We start from the raw sequence: 16,982 nt of genomic DNA, 5'->3' as shown, positions 1-16,982 counted from the left end.
CAGCTGGAGATCAATGGCATACGACGCCCGGATGCAGTGTACAGAAAATATGATAAAAATCAAAAAAATAACAATTGATGGGTTTTCAATCAAAAATGATTGATGAAAATTTTAATTAGAAACATTCATTTGATTCCACACCCTATTTAACATGCTCATTGAATGCAATTAAAAGATAATCACACAAAATATATAATATTGAAAATCACTTGTATAAAAATTATAGGTGGGAATGGTATTAGAAAGTATTTCAGTTGTATTTTTGCCGTCTAAATTTTTTCAACAAAAGCATAAGACTATGCAGGAATTTGGCAAGAAAAACCCGGCGGCAAACCTCGCAGATCTGGGTCTGAATGTAGCTGTGGCACATTGGAATCTTTCTTCAGAAGAGCTGGTAAACAAAACCATTGAACTGGGACAGGGAGAACTGAACGATACGGGTGCACTTTGCGTTAGTACCGGAAAATTCACCGGCCGTTCCCCTAAAGACAAATTCACCGTGAAAGATGCAATCACAGAAAAATCTGTTGATTGGGGTGATGTGAACATTCCGCTGGAACCAGCAGTGTTTGACAATCTTTACAACAAAGTTTGTGCATACCTCGGCGGCAAAGAAGTATGGGTTCGTGACGCATACGCTTGTGCTGATCCAAAATATCGCCTGAACATCCGTGTAGTAAACGAAACGCCTTGGGCGAACCTGTTCTGCAACGATCTGTTCCTGCGTCCTACTGAAGCTGAAATCGCATCTCAAAATCCTGATTGGCTGATTCTCCAGGCTCCTGGCTTCCAGGCTGACCCTGCTGTAGATGGTACTCGTCAGGCAAACTTCACGATCGTAAACTTCACTAAAAAAGTGATTTTGATCGGTGGTAGCGCTTACACTGGTGAAATGAAGAAAGGTATCTTCGGTGTACTGAACTTCGTATTGCCACACGACCACAAAGTACTGAGCATGCACTGCTCTGCTAACGAAGGTAAAGACGGTGATGTTGCACTGTTCTTCGGTCTGTCTGGTACTGGTAAAACTACGCTGAGTGCTGATCCTAACCGTGCATTGATCGGTGACGACGAACATGGCTGGGCTGACGGTTCGATCTTCAACTTTGAAGGTGGCTGTTATGCAAAATGTATTGACCTGAGTGCTGAAAAAGAACCTCAGATCTACAATGCAATCAAACCAGGCGCTCTGCTGGAAAACATCAAATTCAATGAAGGAACTAAAACAGTAAACTACGCTGACGGTTCTATCACTGAAAATACACGTGCTGCTTATCCGATCTTCCATATCGATAACGCAAAAGAACCATCTTACGGTGGCGATCCTAAAAACATTTTCTTCCTTACTTGTGATGCTTTCGGTATCCTGCCTCCAATCAGTAAACTGACTAAAGGCCAGGCTATGTACCACTTCATTTCTGGTTATACTGCAAAAGTTGCCGGTACTGAGGTTGGTGTTACTGAGCCACAAACTACTTTCTCTGCATGTTTCGGCCGCGTGTTCCTGCCGCTGCACCCAACTAAATATGCTGAACTGTTAGGTAAAAAACTGGAAGAACACAGCGATGTAAACGTATGGCTGATCAACACAGGCTGGAGCGGTGGTGCTTACGGTACTGGTAACCGTATGAGCCTTAAGTATACACGCTCAATGATCACTGCAGCAATGAACGGTGAACTGAACGATGTTACTTACAACGCTCACCCGACTTTTGGTGTTCTGGTTCCGCAAACTTGTCCGAACGTTCCTGCTGAGATCCTGAATCCTCGTGATACATGGTCTGACAAAGAAGCTTACGACAAAAAAGCAAACGAACTGGCACAACTGTTCGTGAAAAACTTTGACAAATACGCTGCTCAGGCTAATGAAGAAATCATGGCTGCTGCACCTGTAGTAATGCAGAATGCATAGTTGAAGCTGAAGTAATAAGGGAAACGCCGTCTCAGTCGAGATGGCGTTTTTTATTTTATTACGTAACCTAACTCAGTTTCATCTGTCACTTTTTGCTTGAACAAAAAGTAACCAAAAATTCAAGGCTAAAGGAAACTATCGCCAAAATGAAAAGGCATACAGCTACAATTATTAAAGCTTACTATTTGGCGCTGTATTGCATTGGGCAAATCTATTTCCAGTCTTAAGAATTCCTTACAGCCATCATAATTGCTTTACGCTGTCTGCATTTCATTTTTTAACGCCTGCGTTACCTTAGGCCGGTTGTGTTGCGTACCCCGTTTCGTGAGCTTTTGAATTTTGACTTTTAAATTTTGAATTATTGTTGCTCTCTCGCCGCTGCGATCAATTTCTCATCTCCCACAATCCAAAGCACGTCTCCTTGTTTTAAAACCATAAATGAATCGGGATTAAGGATGCGGTGTCCATCGCGCTCCAGGCCTACTACGAGACCATTTGTTTTTTCACGGATACCAGATTCACGAATGGTTGTGCCATCCATAAAAGAAGTTTCCTTTACCACCACTTTTTTCAGCACCAGCTCCTGCGTTTCCGGCTTTTCAATCGTCGACGACTCTGGCTCTATAAACTTTCTGAATTGCTCCAGCTGATCATCGGTACCAATTACAAAAAGGCGATCGCCGGGATACAGTTTTTCGTCCCGGGCAGGCGTCTTCAGTGTATAATTATCACCACGTTTAATCATCGCAATATTTACGCCCATTTTTTCACGCAGGCCTACTTCTTCTAGCGTTTGCCCGGAAACCGGCGAAGCCGGCGGCAATGTAAACTGAGCGATATGTGCGTCCCAGGGTGCCAATTCAGATCTGGAGGCTTTTGCTTCCTGTATTTCACGGTGATTAAAATTGAAAAAGAAACTGTTTTCTAACCGGATATAAAACGCCTGTATTTTCCTGGAAAAAATAATAGCCAATACAAGCAGCAATACTTCACCAGCCATGGCCGGATACAACGGAAAAAAACTCAGCAGCAAAATTCCCAGCAATAGTAATGCCAATCCGATGCGCACAAAACGTAGCAACAACAATGGGCCACGATAACGTTTATTGCCCCATAATTTGATTTCTGATTCCGGCTGAATTTTGCGAATGACCAATGCCCCTAAAAATGGGAACAAAATAACCAGACAGACCAACGCCGACACTGCAACAGCTGTTGCGGGATTTTTCATATGATGCAACATCCATGGCTGCAAATAATTGACACATAAAATAAGGATGCCAATGATCAATATGGTGAAGAAGATCATGTGAATGAAAAAACTCCGAATCAATTGTTTCCAATCACTTACAATAGAAATGCTTGCTGCACTTGAGCTGTAGCGATTGAGTGTCCGTTTCCATTTGCCCGGCAAAGCAACATTTACTTTTTCATAAAGCGGTCCTGCCAACTTAATCATGTACGGTGTGCTGAAAGTCGTCAACACGGAAACCGCTACTGCTATGGGATAGAGGAATTTGCTGGTTACATCGAGTGTGATGCCAAGCGTAGCAATAATGAAAGAAAACTCACCGATCTGCCCCATACTCATACCCGCATAAATAGAAGTCTTCAACGGTTGCCCGGCAATAAGTGCACCAATGGTTACATGCAGTGTTTTTCCAACAACAAGAATTACCGAGATCAATAAAATCGGCCCGGCAAAATCAAGCAAAATATGCGGATCAATGAGCATTCCCACTGACACAAAAAATATAGCGCCAAACAAATCTTTCACAGGTTTCATCAAATGTTCGATACGCTCCGCCTGTATTGTCTCAGCAAAAATGGAGCCCATGATAAACGCACCAAGGGCCGGTGAAAACCCGGCTAACGACGCCAAAAGCACCATCGTCAAACACAGACCAATAGCGATGATCAGCAGAGTTTCTCCAGTGAGATATTTTTGTGCACGCAGTAATAGTGATGGAATAAAAAATATCCCAGCTACGAACCACAGCATCAAAAAGAAAAATAATTTCAAAACAGATTCCAGCATCTCCATGCCCGCAAACTGACGACTGACGGCAATTGTAGAAAGCAACACGAGTAATACCACTGCAACGAGATCTTCTACAATAAGCACACCAAATACTAATCCTGCAAAGCGTTTATTCTTCACACCTAATTCATCAAACGAACGAAGAATGATGGTGGTAGATGCAATACTGATAATGCCGCCGAGAAAAATGCAATCCATCAAAGGCCAGCCGAGGGCTTTTCCGACAAGGAATCCAATACCAAGCATTGCGGAGATCTCTATGACAGCCGTGATAAACGCCGGCCCTCCGATCCGCATCAGCTTTTTAAAACTAAATTCAAGCCCAAGTGTAAACAAGAGAAATATTACACCAATATCAGCCCATACTCTGATGTTCTCAATGTCTGTAATGTTGGGAAATAAAGTCACGTTCGGACTTACCAGCAAACCAGCCAACAGGTAACCCAGTACCACCGGTTGTTTGAGTCTCTTAAACAGCAGCGTAGTAATTCCGGCGATGATTAATAATAATGCCAGGTCTTTTATTAAATGTGGAAGATGATTCATGCTCTTCCTAAAGTTAGGCCTTATTTAGTTCATGGTTAATAGCCGTTTGTTGCCATATGACCCAATGGATAGTTGACAATTGGCGAAACATCTGATGTTTAAATGATTGATCAAACGTGAAACGTCAGATGTCAATAGCCTATTAACAGAAAACGGTCGGACGAGTTAGAATCGTCTGACCGTTGTTACATACTGGAGCCGTTGCATGCAAAGTCTATACAGTGTTTAACTTAAAACGTACAACTCAAAACGGCTTTAAGCCTGACCATGCTGTATTCTTTTTTCTTTAGCCACACGCTTGCCTCTGAAGAAAAGATAGAGGTTCAGAAAGAGCATTACACCAAGATAAACACTAAAACCGCCGATCTTCAGACTAAGTGCTTCAATTGTTTCCTGCGTATCAACAGGACCATATTTTATTTTAAGAATGTACAATGCAAAACCCAGATTCAGCAAATAGAAACCGACCTTAAATAAAGTATTCGTAGCGCCTGCAATTTCTTCGCGTCCGTTGAAAATATCGAGCATAAAGACTTTACTGTTTTTAAATAAAGTAGTAGCCACATAATAAGTAAGCACGAGTGCAATTGGCAAATAAATCAGATAAGCGATTACAATGAAATTAGTGTTCATAACATCATTTTTAAATGTTCGGAAAGATTATTCGTGATGAAAAATTTTATTCTTCGAATGCGAGAGTATATAAAGCACCGTCATGTTGAAATAATGCATGAGCGCCAGCAATATCATCAGTCCGCCAACACGCATCGTCAATTCTGAAACGAGATACTGCACCGTTCCGATCACATTCCACATCTGAATGCTGAGAAATGCATAACCGATGTTCAGCAGGTAATATCCCAGCAGCAACAGTTTATTTACATGACCGGTGAAAACAGTATCTCCCTGAAACAGAGAAAGAATGAAAACATACCCGTTCCTGTAAAACACCATCCCTACTTTAAAAATGATAAAGATGGTTATCAAGAGGTAGATCGTGTACCCAAGAATGTTGTAGTTCATTGCTTGCGGTTTTTACTGGTCACATGAATAAGATCACGATGTAAAATTACAGATTATTTCGAATTTTCAAAATATTCTGAAAATTAAATCAATTCATTTTTTTAGTCTTTACCAGATCTTTGTCTGTCTATATTAAAAACCTAACTCTAACAATTATAAACTCAATGAAAAAGACGTTTTTCTTCGCTCTGCTACTGATAGCGGCTTTGGGCGCTAAGGCAGAAATTTACAAAGGCGGCCAGATCGGCTATGAGTGGGTCACAGATTCTTTGTACAACATTTACGTTCAAACCTACCTGCCCTGTATTGGGCCATCACAGCCGGTTCCAGATTCGATCTACGTCTGCTACTTCAATAGTTGCAACACTACTTCGGGCTCTATTGTCTTGCACCGCTCGCAGGATTCGGTAAAAACAGCACCGATGGTCCGTGCCTATGTTTATAGCGGCGAGTTCGTGGTTCCTTCAACTTGCAGCCATTGGACATTTTACACTTCCATTGCCGGTCGTGATAGCGTTGTAAATATCAACAGTACCGGATCAAACATTTATCTGGAAACGACGTTAAACAGTACTGTCAATCATATCAGCACAATTTCAACCTTATCCGGTCCGAGCTATAATCCTTTTCTGCTGACGAATGTGCCCTGGATTTTGCCTGGCGCTTCCGCTCCGGACAGTATCATTTACGAAACGATTATGCCGCGCACCGCACCGGCCAACTATCTTAATCCGGGATTGTGCCAGGGCAGCTATGCGGCCACAGATCTGAGCTTTACCGACACTATGTACAATCTGACGGACAATCCGATTTCCAGCAATCATACCTATACACTCGCCCATGTGGCTGGTACACGCAATTTTACAGCGGCAGCTTCCGGTTTAGGTAAAAACATCCTGGCAGTAAAAGCAACGCGCTACAAAAACGGCATCATCGTTGGCACTTCCATGATTGATCAGGAATTCATTATTGCTCCGGATACTGGCTATCACAGAGTTTATAATTACCTCGATACGAATTCCATTGTCGGTGGCTATTTTGATGCAAACGGTATCCATGCCTACCCGGATTCTACCGTTCAATTTTGCATCATTGCTACCTGCCAGAATACCCCCGTGAGTATCGCCGATAACCACGGGATTACACTACCCGGCTCATCTGTGTCCTATACCACAGCCAACGATACCTCCAGAGCTTGTTTTACCTGGACACCGTCATTGACCGACACTGGAGCCCGTATATTTACAGCAACAACACATTACACCACCGACACAACACTCTGCGAAAATGCTCAGTTGATTATTGCTGACGGACAGCTGAATGTTCCTCTGAATGTAATTAACCCAACATCTGTAAACACTTTGTCTAATAATAATGCAATAAAAGTATTCCCAAATCCGGCCCAACACACGGTTTATGTGCAAACAGCTGTTGCGGTACAATTGACGGTTACGGGCCTCGATGGCCGAACACTATTACAACGTAAAAACGCGACGTCCGTTGATATCAGCAGCTTGCCAGATGGCATTTATCTACTTCGTATTGCCGACGGCAGCGGGCAGTTCCTGAAAATGGAAAAGCTGATCAAAACAGCATCAAAATAATAAAGCAGAAACGGGCGCCATGCCCGTTTTTCTTTTGTGGAATATCATCATTCTATCACCTATCTTTGCCCGCGATAATTTTTAAAATTCTATTTAATGAAAAATACACCTTTTACTCAGATACACATTGATCTGGGCGCTAAAATGGCTGAATTTGCCGGTTACAACATGCCGATCTCTTATAGTGGCATCAATGAAGAACACAACACGGTTCGTACCAACGCCGGTGTGTTTGACGTAAGCCATATGGGTGAATTCATGCTGAAAGGTGATAAAGCACTGGATCTGATTCAGCGTGTGACTAGCAATGATGCGAGCAAACTGACTGCCGGTAAGGCACAATACAGTTGCCTGCCAAACGAGCAAGGCGGTATCGTGGATGATCTGCTGGTATATTGCATCGAAGAAAACAAAACTTATATGTTGGTGGTAAATGCCTCTAACATTGAAAAAGACTGGAACTGGATCAGCAAATTCAATACAGAAGGTGTAGAAATGCACAATATCTCTGATAAAACAGCTTTGCTGGCGGTTCAGGGTCCAAACGCGGTAAAATACATGCAGCAGCTGACCGACATGGATATTACCAACCTGAAATACTACACTTTCGCTAAAGGTACCTTCGCCGGTGTTGATAACGTGATTGTGAGCGCAACCGGTTACACCGGTAGTGGCGGCGTTGAAATTTATTTCGAAGATAAAGGCGATGATGCTGTAAAAATCTGGAACGAAATCTTCCGCATTGGCGGTCCAAACGGAATGAAACCAATTGGTCTGGCTGCACGTGATACGCTGCGCCTGGAAAAAGGGTTCTGCCTGTACGGAAACGATATCGACGATACTACTTCGCCGCTAGAAGCTGGTCTTGGCTGGATTACTAAATTCACTAAAGAATTCACAGCTAAAAACATTCTTGAAGCGCAGAAAGCAGCTGGCGTTTCCCGTAAACTGGTAGGTTTTGAAATGGTAGACAAAGGTATTCCGCGTCACCACTACAAAATTCAGGACGCACAAGGTAATGAAATCGGTTTTGTAACTTCTGGTACGCAGTCACCAAGCCTCGGCAAAGCGATCGGTATGGCTTATGTAACTAAAGAAAACGCAGCGGAAGGCAGCGATATCTTTATTATGATCCGTGATAAAGCGGTAAAAGCTCAGGTGGTGAAAATTCCTTTCCTCCAATAATTGACTATCGCATCAAAACATTGGTGCCTATTATAAAAGAGAGTGGTGAATCTTGCATTGATTCACCACTTTTTATTTTTTAGGATAAAACTTGTCGTACGCTTTTTCAATAAAATCATTCCCGATACTTGGCAGGTTAGGCTCAGTATACAACATGACCAGACAATCCTTTTGCATCAGCGATTGAAACCAGTCATAATTACCGAGATCAATGGTAGGAATTTTACCACTCCCTACATCCTGATTCCATGCCTGACGAAAATAATACCAGAATTCCCAGTTCTTGCTGATATGAGGCATCACGTTATTATAGGCAAACGTCCACAGGAAACTATCACCCAGAAAAATCATGTCTGGTTTCGTTTTTAATGAGTCATTCTCTTCCAGCAGGATCGGGTACCGATATTCATCTTTAGCAATTGGATAAATAAGGTTGGCAGCTGCGATCAGATCTACTTCCTGAGGTCTGGGTTCTCCCAGCCATGCTTCCTTCCATAAAAAACGCGGCATATCGATGTGCCTTGCATTTTCGACATAGCGTACAATACTGTCTGCAGCCATCAACGCACCGTAGAAGGTCCAGTGTACGCCACCTTTCGACATTAATATCCCCTCCGTTTTCCCTTTCATTTTTACGAACCAGGCATTGCAATCAATTTGATTAATACCCAATGAATCGCCTATACGTCTGAAGCTACGGTAATTGGTATTTTTACTCGAAACCTTAGGTAAATCATCAGGAAAGTCATCGGGAAAATAATACGCTTTGGACGGTGCATATACAAACACAAAAGTTTTTCCAAGGCGCGTCAATGTATCCTGTATCGCTTTTAACTTTTCCAACTTTCCACGGATTTCGGGATCACCGACAAAGTCTTTGCCATTGTATTCATCTATGTAGCTTCTTTCAAAGAGCACACCATTTTTCCCAACTACAGTAGATCTCTGATTGATGCGGTGATAAAGGAAATAATCCACCTGATTATTCATCCGTACAAAATCGGTACGAAAACCGAAGCTGTCATTTAAATAAAAAGTCTTCTTTTTCTGATAACTGCCGTCCCACCAGCCACGTATCGTAAAGTTCACATCAGGCGAATCGGTTATTGCACCAAACAGTCTGCCACTTTCAACTATGTGAAACTTCTGTTGCAATAATGGTGCAAGCAAAACCACAAAGAAGAAGACTAAAATTATCTTTTGAGGAATATTTCTTTTCATTGCTAGAACCTGAAATAAATAAAGGGATTAAAGCTGGAAGTGGCGATGCGACTTGCCGACAGCAGGCAAATAACCAGCATCAGTGTTGCAACCAAATAATGACGTCTTACAGGATATGGTGCGTAAAAGAAACGTTGCTGTATGCGTTGTCCCCAATTGGCAATGGTAAAGAAAGAAAACAGACAGGCCACAGCAAATATCGTGTAGTACTCGGTAGTTGGCAGCCAGGCTTCGGAGCTTTTATGCCAGGAAAACAGGCGGCCCAGATACGCCAGTGATGGTCTGATATGCTCAATCCTGAAAAATACCCAGCCTATAAGCACCACAAAAAAGGAATAAATAAAAGACGCCTTGCCCAGTTTTGCCAGCCATTTACCTAAAAACAAACGCTCCATTACCAGGAAAAAGCCGTGATAGGCGCCCCACGCAACATAACCCCACGCTGCACCATGCCACAAGCCAGATGCGAGAAATACAATCCAAAGGTTGATGTACGTACGCCATTTACTACCCCTGTTGCCGCCCAGCGGAATGTATAGATAGTTGCGCATCCAGCTTCCGAGCGTTATATGCCATCTGCGCCAGAAATCGGTTATTGATGTTGCCGTATACGGATTGTTGAAGTTTTCAGGGATGCGAAAACCCATCATTAACCCCAGGCCAATAGCCATGTCCGAATAGCCCGAAAAATCGAAATAAATCTGGAAAGTATAACTAAGTGCGCCCCACCATGCGGTTGCAGTGCCCAATTCCTGGTGTGGTATGTTGAACACAGTATCTGCAGCAGCGCCCATAACATTTGCAATCAATATTTTTTTACCAAGACCTATAAAAAACCGGTACAAACCGCGCAAACGGTTTTCTGCATTTTCATGCTCTGTATGATCATAAATCTGGTCGGCAAAATCATGAAACCTGATAATTGGTCCGGCGATGAGTTTTGGAAAAAGGATGATATACAGCTGATAATCCCAAAAATTCCGCAGCGGTTTGTGCACTTTGCGGTATACGTCTACCACATAAGTCAACGTTTCAAAAGTATAGAAGGAAATCCCAATTGGTAAAACGAGACTAGTCCACCCTACTTGCTTCATCCCTATTTGCTGCAAAACATGATTTAAGTTCTGGACGAAGAAATTGGAATATTTGAAATAGAAAAGCAAACCCAGATTGATAGACAGCGACAGACTCAGTAATAATTTACGAAGCCAATCGGTGCGTGATGCATCCATCATCCGGACGATATAAAAATCGGCGACAGTGGTAGCCAGAATAACGAAAATAAACTGAGGCGCCCCCCAGGCATAAAAAACGATGCTTCCGGCAAGAATTACCCAATTCTTCAATCTTCTGTCTACCAGAAAATAAACGAGAAAGAACAGAGGCATGAAATAAAAAAGAAAGACGATACTGCTAAAAACCATGATACACCTTTAAAATAGCGTGAAACGACCTGATAAGTTTAAGAGAATAATACATGGTTGCAGCAATTATGGCTAACGTCTAAAAAAGAAATTACAGCAGAAGTTTCAGAACTACTATAAGCTCCATCTTTCGTACGGAAGTCGCAAGTTAGCTCGGATTGAATTAAAAATGATGATTTATCAGATTTCTCTTCGTTTTCATATTACGTCTCCTCGACAACCGGTTACGGGAACGAATTATTCCCACCGCTGAAAAAACGTGTTTCGGACCGGACACAACCGTTAAAAAAACGGCGATCTATACGAAATACCAATTCAATTTCCTATTGGCCGGGACTGGATTTTTTTAGTTTTCTTTGCAGTTGCAATCAATAAAAACATCAATCCAGTATATGCTTCCAAAATACAATCGTATTCTGCTTAAACTTTCCGGTGAATCTCTGATGGGCGACCGTTCTTTCGGTATTGCTCCGGCGATGCTGGAACAATATGCACTAGATATCAAAACAATTACGGACCTCGGTGTACAAGTAGCAATTGTCATCGGCGGGGGTAATATCTACCGTGGCATGAATGAAGCAGAAACCGGTATTGAACGTGCACAGGGCGATTACATGGGCATGCTGGCCACCATGATCAACGGTATGGCATTGCAGGCCGCACTTGAAAAAGCTGGCGTAAATACACGCCTGCAAAGTGCTATTAAAATGGAACAGGTTGCAGAACCTTATATCCGCCGTAAAGCAATCCGTCACCTGGAAAAAGGCCGCGTTGTGATTTTTGGTGCTGGTACTGGTAATCCTTATTTCACCACCGACACTGCCGGTTCACTCCGCGCTATTGAAATTAACGCTGATGTGATTCTGAAAGGAACCCGAGTAGATGGTATTTATACTGCGGATCCGGAAAAAGATCCGACCGCTACTAAATTCGATAACCTCAGTTTCAGCGATGTAATCGGAAAAGGATTGAAAGTAATGGATATGACCGCATTTACACTGTGTCAGGAAAATGACCTTCCAATCATCGTTTTTGACATGAACAAAACTGGCAATCTGCTGGATGTCGTTACCGGTAAAATGGTGGGCACATTGGTTCAGAATCCGGTTGCAGTAGAAGCTTAAACAGACTTGCAATAAAAAAATCCTCCTCATGTATCGTGAGGAGGATTTTTTATTGTTTATTACTTAGCGAATGATCGCAACATTACCCTTGAACGTTTGCTTTTCGCCGGCTTTATCATGGGCATTTATCATCCAGAAATAACCTTCTGCTGGTGCCGGCTTTCCTGCAAATTGTCCATCCCAGCCGTTATGCTCATCTGTCGTATAAAAAACCTGCTGCCCGCTATGATTGAAAATGCGCATTTCGTCTAAGGTATACCCCAATAGAAACGGCTTCAGCACATCATTGAGCCCATCTCCGTTTGGCGTAAACGCGTTTGGCAGATACACGTACTTATGATCACAAACATTGACAACAAGCGTATCCGCAGCACTACATCCGTTGGTATCTGTCCCGGTCAATACGTACTGCATATTCCGTCCGGAATTCGTGCAAAGTATCGTTGCATTAGCCGCTGTCGGATTCGTAACAGGGTTGAGCGCAGATGGCATTGCCGTCCATAAATAATTGGCCCCGCCTGTCGCATTCAATACCAATAAGCTTGCTGTCAATACGGTAGTATCGTTGCCTGCATTAATATGCCCTTCTAATACATCCAGATTTTTAGTCAGCACAGAAATACAGCCATGCGCGGTTGTCACCACATGGATTATTTTTTGCACGCCAGGATAGTTAATGACAGCTTGTACATCCGCTCCATTGAACTGCTGTCCACCTATTGACCAGCCATATTGTACAACAGCATTCCCATAGGCATTCGTATTATCTGAAAACTGAAATTCCTCCATCATACAAGGTCCGCCTGAAATAGAGAAATCATTATGAATGCTGTCATCGCTAAGGAGTACATATCCTTTAATAGTATCTGAGCAATTGGCCCCGAAAGCCACAAGCGTGACAAGATATTTGCCACTTGCGGAATAAGTATAAACAGGCGCTGAATCTGCAGAACTGGCATAGACATTGTTGAAATCGCCGAAATACCATTTATAACTCTTGGCGCCAATACTTGTATTCTCAAAATGAACTGTTCTATTTCCGTTGCATTGCGAAATAAAAACACTGTCCTCAGCGGCGAAATTATATACCGACGGCGTTATCGGGACCATCGCTGTTACTTCCCGTTCATAGTCGCCGAAAGAATAAACCAGTGACCGCACTACGGTATTTATGAGTTTACCTTTCCTGTATTCATCACAGGCGACTGCAATAAAGTACTCGCCTTCTTTGTAACAGATACCTGTAAGATGGCCAGTAGCGCTATTAAGCTTTGTTAGTCCTTTGTTGCCCAGGGGGCCAAATGCAGAATATGAACTAGCATATTGGAGCAGTTTAGTTGAGCCAGGAAATTGTGGTGGTGAATCTTCAAGAGTTGTGCCGCTACCGTAATCATTTACAAACCTGTAAACGAGGGAGTCACCATCGGCGTCTGTCGCCGAAAAATCAAGATTAAACTGCTTATTTGTACAGAATCTCATAACCGGCGCATGATTGAAAATAGCACAGCTATTGGTATCAGATGCTGGTATCGTACAACTAAGCATTAACCCACTATTCCCTGGATCATGGATATTATTGATATCTCCAGGCATACAGCAATGTTGATTGACAAATATATAAGGCATCCCATCCTTAGGTAACACAAATACTTTCTGCAACTCGAGGTACTGAGCGCAAAACGCTGCGGTATCATTTATGCATTTACTTTTCAATTCCCGGACAATTGGATTGGTAAACTTCGCGACCAACGAATCATTGGACCAAATTGCATTTCCATTGCCACGAAAAATCCCTATACTAAACTGCGCATCATTCTCAATTGAAACTGAACCTCCATGCAAACAATCCTGAAAAATCCTTGCTGTAACCCTGTATTGGTTGTTTCCAAGATAGGTATAAAACATCTCTCCGCCAATGTAATGTGTGGCCTGGGCTGAAGTGCAAAGAAGAGACAGAAGAAGAATAGATAGGTACTTGATCCGGAGCATAGAGTGATTTGGCGCGCTAAAGTACGCTCCTGACCTTACAAGTCAAAACGCATTCCTGGTTGTCGTCTGTCGCACTCCTATTCTCAAACACAAGATTCCCCGAACCATCACAATCAAAATAAATGAGCGCGTTTTTTCGCTCGTATTTGGCCGCAGAGGCCTTTTCTCTATATTTGCCCTGCCTAATTCGTCTACACCCTTGCTACAAAAAAAATGGTTCCCGGTTGTCATCCTTTGCATCTTTTGCATTCCGCTGTTCTTTTTAAATATTCAGCATACGTTTTCATTCGGTGACGACTGGACGCAATATGTAAAAGAAGCACAGAATATTGCCTCCGGCAAACCGTATTACGCATCGGGCTTCATTTTTAACTCAGCCAACACGGATTATGCGCCCCCACAATATCCACCTGGCTATCCAATGCTGATAGCGCCTGTTGTCGGCTTCTTTGGCATTGCTCCGCAGCCGCTTTTTTATATGAATGCACTGTTTATTTCAGTGTTGCTTTTCGCTGCTTATTACTACTACCGCCACTATAGCGAAAAAATATCAGCGATGTGTCTGGCGATCATTTTATGCTACACATCTTTCATCATTGACATGAAAAAGCATGCGCTCTCCGACATTCCCTGCGCATTGTTTGTCACATTATATTTAGCATTCCGCGGTAGCAAAAATCTTTCCGGAAAAAGACTATTATTACTGATATTACTCGGCGTGTTTGCCACGCTCATTCGCTCTCAGACAATACTGCTGGTTGCCGCGGAAGGAATCGTTTTTGGCTATGAATTTTTGCGCGACTGGATTAAAAACAAAAAGTCGCCGGGCTTTGCCGCTTTAAAACGCCCTTCATTTTTGTTGTGCGTCGGAATGGCTGTTTTGTTTATATTCTTCAACACAGTCGTTTTCCATGCACCAAATGGAACGCTTCAGTTCTACAAACAGATTTACGTTACACACATCAGCAATCTTTGGGAACTGATCGGCCGAAATGTCAATAATCTGCTGGACATGCTTTCCAGCGTTTTATCCCACGATCCCTACGATCCGTTTTTCAAATTCCCGATTACCATCATTACCATGTCGTCAATCGCTTTTGGCCTCATCGGATTGATTCTTTCGCTAAAAAAAGGACTGCGTACCGACAATGTATTTTTCTTGCTGATGTGCGGAATGATTATCATCACGCCGGTTTATCAGGGACTTCGTTATTTGCTGCCTGCCGTGCCGATATTCCTTCTTTTTGTAAAAGATGGTTTAAAGATGGTTTTGCCGCAACTCGTCAAAGTATCCCCCTGGAAGATTGCAGTCGGATGTACACTTATTTTTCTGGGGCTGGGATATGATGATTACGAGCGTGCCTCACATCTGAAACCTGAATGGGCGCCGGAAACCGCCGATTCAGTTGCCTTTAGTTATGTAAAAACACATGTTTCGGATTCTGATATCGTCGTTTTTGTGAAGCCAAGATTGCTGACGCTCTACACAGGCAAAAAAGCAATGAACCTGGCCTGGCAGGAAAATGAGCAGCGAAACAGAGAAATACTCGACTCGTTTAAAGCAACGTACATGCTTACCCGTCGTTACCTGACTGATGATTTGTTCTGGAATTACCTGAAGCAACCGGGTGTTTATGTAGACTCCCTCCACATAAATGAATTGTATGACTTATACAGGCTCAGGCGTTAACCATAAAACGAGAGCGGCTGCCTATGATGCAGCCGCTCTCGTTTTTAATAGTTCAATCGATTTACTATCGCATTGTTTTCCGCTTGTTGCGCTCGTAGTCTTCAAATACAAAACTGCCTAAGCCATCGAGGCTGGAATAAAATGCCTTTCCGTTATTGACTTCCGTAAAATTGCGTACAAAAGCCTGCAAGTACGGATCACGGGCAATCATGAAGGTAATCACCGGTATTTTCAGCTTTTTCAACTGACCTGCCAGGTTCAACGTACGATTCAGAATTTTACTATCGATACCAAAACTGTTTTTGTAGTACTTCTTTCCAATTTTGAGACAAGTAGGTTTGCCATCTGTAATCAGAAATACTTGTTTATTGGGATTTTTCCTGCGGCGTAAAATATCCATCGCCAATTCTAAGCCTGCTACCGTATTGGTATGGTACGGCCCGACCTGCAAATAGGGCAAATCTTTCATTTCAATCTGCCAGGCATCATTCCCGAATACAACAATATCGAGTGTGTCTTTCGGATAGCGCGTTGTGATGAGTTCGCTCAATGCCATGGCTACTTTTTTAGCCGGTGTGATACGGTCTTCGCCATAAAGAATCATCGAATGCGAGATATCAATCATCAACACGGTAGAAGTCTGCGATTTGAAATCTTTTTCATGAATTTCAAGATCATCTTCCTTCAGTGAAAAACTCTGTACGCCGTGATTGATAAAAGCATTTTTCAACGTCCCGGTATAATCGATCGACTCCAGCGTATCACCAAATTCATAAGGTCTGATTTCCGGATTTAATTCATCGCCCTGTCCACTTTGATACACCTGATGATTTCCCTGACGTGCTTTTTTTAGCTTGCCAAAGATTTCTTCCAGCGAACGTTTACGGATTGTTTGCTCTGATTTTGCGGTGATCTTATATGCACCGGTTTGATTTTCTTCCGTCAGATACCCGTTTGCTTTCAGGTCTTCAATAAAATCACCGATGCCATAATCTTTGTCAGTGAATTTATGTTCGCGGTCCAGCTGTGTAAGCCAGTCAAGGGCTTCTGTAGCGTCACCGCTGGTATACTGCAGCAGCTCCATAAAAAGGTTCAGCAACCTTTCAAATGGAGATTTATTGTTTTCATCCGCACGATATTCTGAAAATACGAACCCACGCATTGCTCTTCTTTTTTACGATTATAAAGTTAAGGAATCGCCTATTTCCCCAACACGAAGAAAC

12 protein-coding genes are annotated in these 16,982 nt (G+C 42.7%); 5 read left to right on the top strand and 7 right to left on the bottom strand.

Annotated features, from left to right (window positions below; all coding sequences use genetic code 11):
- Window positions 1–298 precede the first annotated feature (298 nt).
- Window positions 299–1,912 (top strand): phosphoenolpyruvate carboxykinase (ATP), encoded by a 1,614-nt coding sequence (gene pckA / locus DN068_RS05550; RefSeq protein WP_110998080.1) that lies wholly within the window; start codon window positions 299–301, stop codon window positions 1,910–1,912.
- Between the two features lie 358 nt (window positions 1,913–2,270).
- Here the strand turns inward: pckA and DN068_RS05545 are convergent, their stop codons facing one another.
- The 3 genes from DN068_RS05545 to DN068_RS05535 all read right to left on the bottom strand — a co-directional run bounded on the left by DN068_RS05545 (window position 2,271) and on the right by DN068_RS05535 (window position 5,522).
- A complete protein-coding gene (locus DN068_RS05545; protein WP_110997904.1) occupies window positions 2,271–4,499 on the bottom strand; it encodes a cation:proton antiporter domain-containing protein in 2,229 nt (742 codons plus the stop codon).
- Window positions 4,500–4,754: 255 nt separating this feature from the next.
- On the bottom strand, window positions 4,755–5,132 hold the full coding sequence (locus DN068_RS05540) for a hypothetical protein (protein ID WP_110997903.1): 378 nt from the start codon (window positions 5,130–5,132) through the stop codon (window positions 4,755–4,757).
- A 27-nt stretch (window positions 5,133–5,159) separates the two neighbouring features.
- Window positions 5,160–5,522 (bottom strand): hypothetical protein, encoded by a 363-nt coding sequence (locus DN068_RS05535; RefSeq protein ID WP_123985240.1) that lies wholly within the window; start codon window positions 5,520–5,522, stop codon window positions 5,160–5,162.
- A gap of 164 nt (window positions 5,523–5,686) precedes the next feature.
- Between DN068_RS05535 and DN068_RS05530 the strand changes: the two genes are divergently transcribed.
- The gene (locus DN068_RS05530) at window positions 5,687–7,126 is read left to right on the top strand and encodes a T9SS type A sorting domain-containing protein (RefSeq protein ID WP_110997901.1); all 1,440 of its coding nucleotides are present in this window, start codon (window positions 5,687–5,689) and stop codon (window positions 7,124–7,126) included.
- Between the two features lie 96 nt (window positions 7,127–7,222).
- Complete coding sequence (gene gcvT, locus DN068_RS05525; protein WP_110997900.1) at window positions 7,223–8,311, top strand: glycine cleavage system aminomethyltransferase GcvT; 1,089 nt, start codon at window positions 7,223–7,225, stop codon at window positions 8,309–8,311.
- Between the two features lie 72 nt (window positions 8,312–8,383).
- Here gcvT and DN068_RS05520 read toward each other — a convergent pair whose 3' ends face one another.
- Both DN068_RS05520 and DN068_RS05515 read right to left on the bottom strand, forming a co-directional pair.
- The gene (locus tag DN068_RS05520) at window positions 8,384–9,532 is read right to left on the bottom strand and encodes an alginate O-acetyltransferase AlgX-related protein (protein WP_110997899.1); all 1,149 of its coding nucleotides are present in this window, start codon (window positions 9,530–9,532) and stop codon (window positions 8,384–8,386) included.
- 2 nt (window positions 9,533–9,534) lie between these two features.
- A complete protein-coding gene (locus tag DN068_RS05515; RefSeq protein ID WP_207798861.1) occupies window positions 9,535–10,920 on the bottom strand; it encodes an MBOAT family O-acyltransferase in 1,386 nt (461 codons plus the stop codon).
- Between the two features lie 428 nt (window positions 10,921–11,348).
- On the opposite strand from DN068_RS05515, the gene pyrH reads away from it, so the two are divergent.
- Window positions 11,349–12,080: a UMP kinase gene (pyrH, locus tag DN068_RS05510; protein WP_110997897.1), complete on the top strand. Its 732-nt coding sequence runs from the start codon at window positions 11,349–11,351 to the stop codon at window positions 12,078–12,080.
- Between the two features lie 63 nt (window positions 12,081–12,143).
- Here pyrH and DN068_RS05505 read toward each other — a convergent pair whose 3' ends face one another.
- Window positions 12,144–13,673: a T9SS type B sorting domain-containing protein gene (locus DN068_RS05505; RefSeq protein ID WP_165836290.1), complete on the bottom strand. Its 1,530-nt coding sequence runs from the start codon at window positions 13,671–13,673 to the stop codon at window positions 12,144–12,146.
- A gap of 595 nt (window positions 13,674–14,268) precedes the next feature.
- Here DN068_RS05505 and DN068_RS05500 point away from each other — a divergent pair.
- Complete coding sequence (locus DN068_RS05500; protein WP_110997895.1) at window positions 14,269–15,759, top strand: glycosyltransferase family 39 protein; 1,491 nt, start codon at window positions 14,269–14,271, stop codon at window positions 15,757–15,759.
- 64 nt (window positions 15,760–15,823) lie between these two features.
- Here DN068_RS05500 and DN068_RS05495 read toward each other — a convergent pair whose 3' ends face one another.
- Window positions 15,824–16,921: a vWA domain-containing protein gene (locus tag DN068_RS05495; protein ID WP_110997894.1), complete on the bottom strand. Its 1,098-nt coding sequence runs from the start codon at window positions 16,919–16,921 to the stop codon at window positions 15,824–15,826.
- Window positions 16,922–16,982 lie beyond the last annotated feature (61 nt).

Source organism: Taibaiella soli (genome assembly GCF_003236175.1).
Classification (GTDB): domain Bacteria; phylum Bacteroidota; class Bacteroidia; order Chitinophagales; family Chitinophagaceae; genus QKTW01.
Note: the sequence above shows the minus strand (reverse complement) of the source record. Positions and strands in the feature narration are given on the sequence as shown.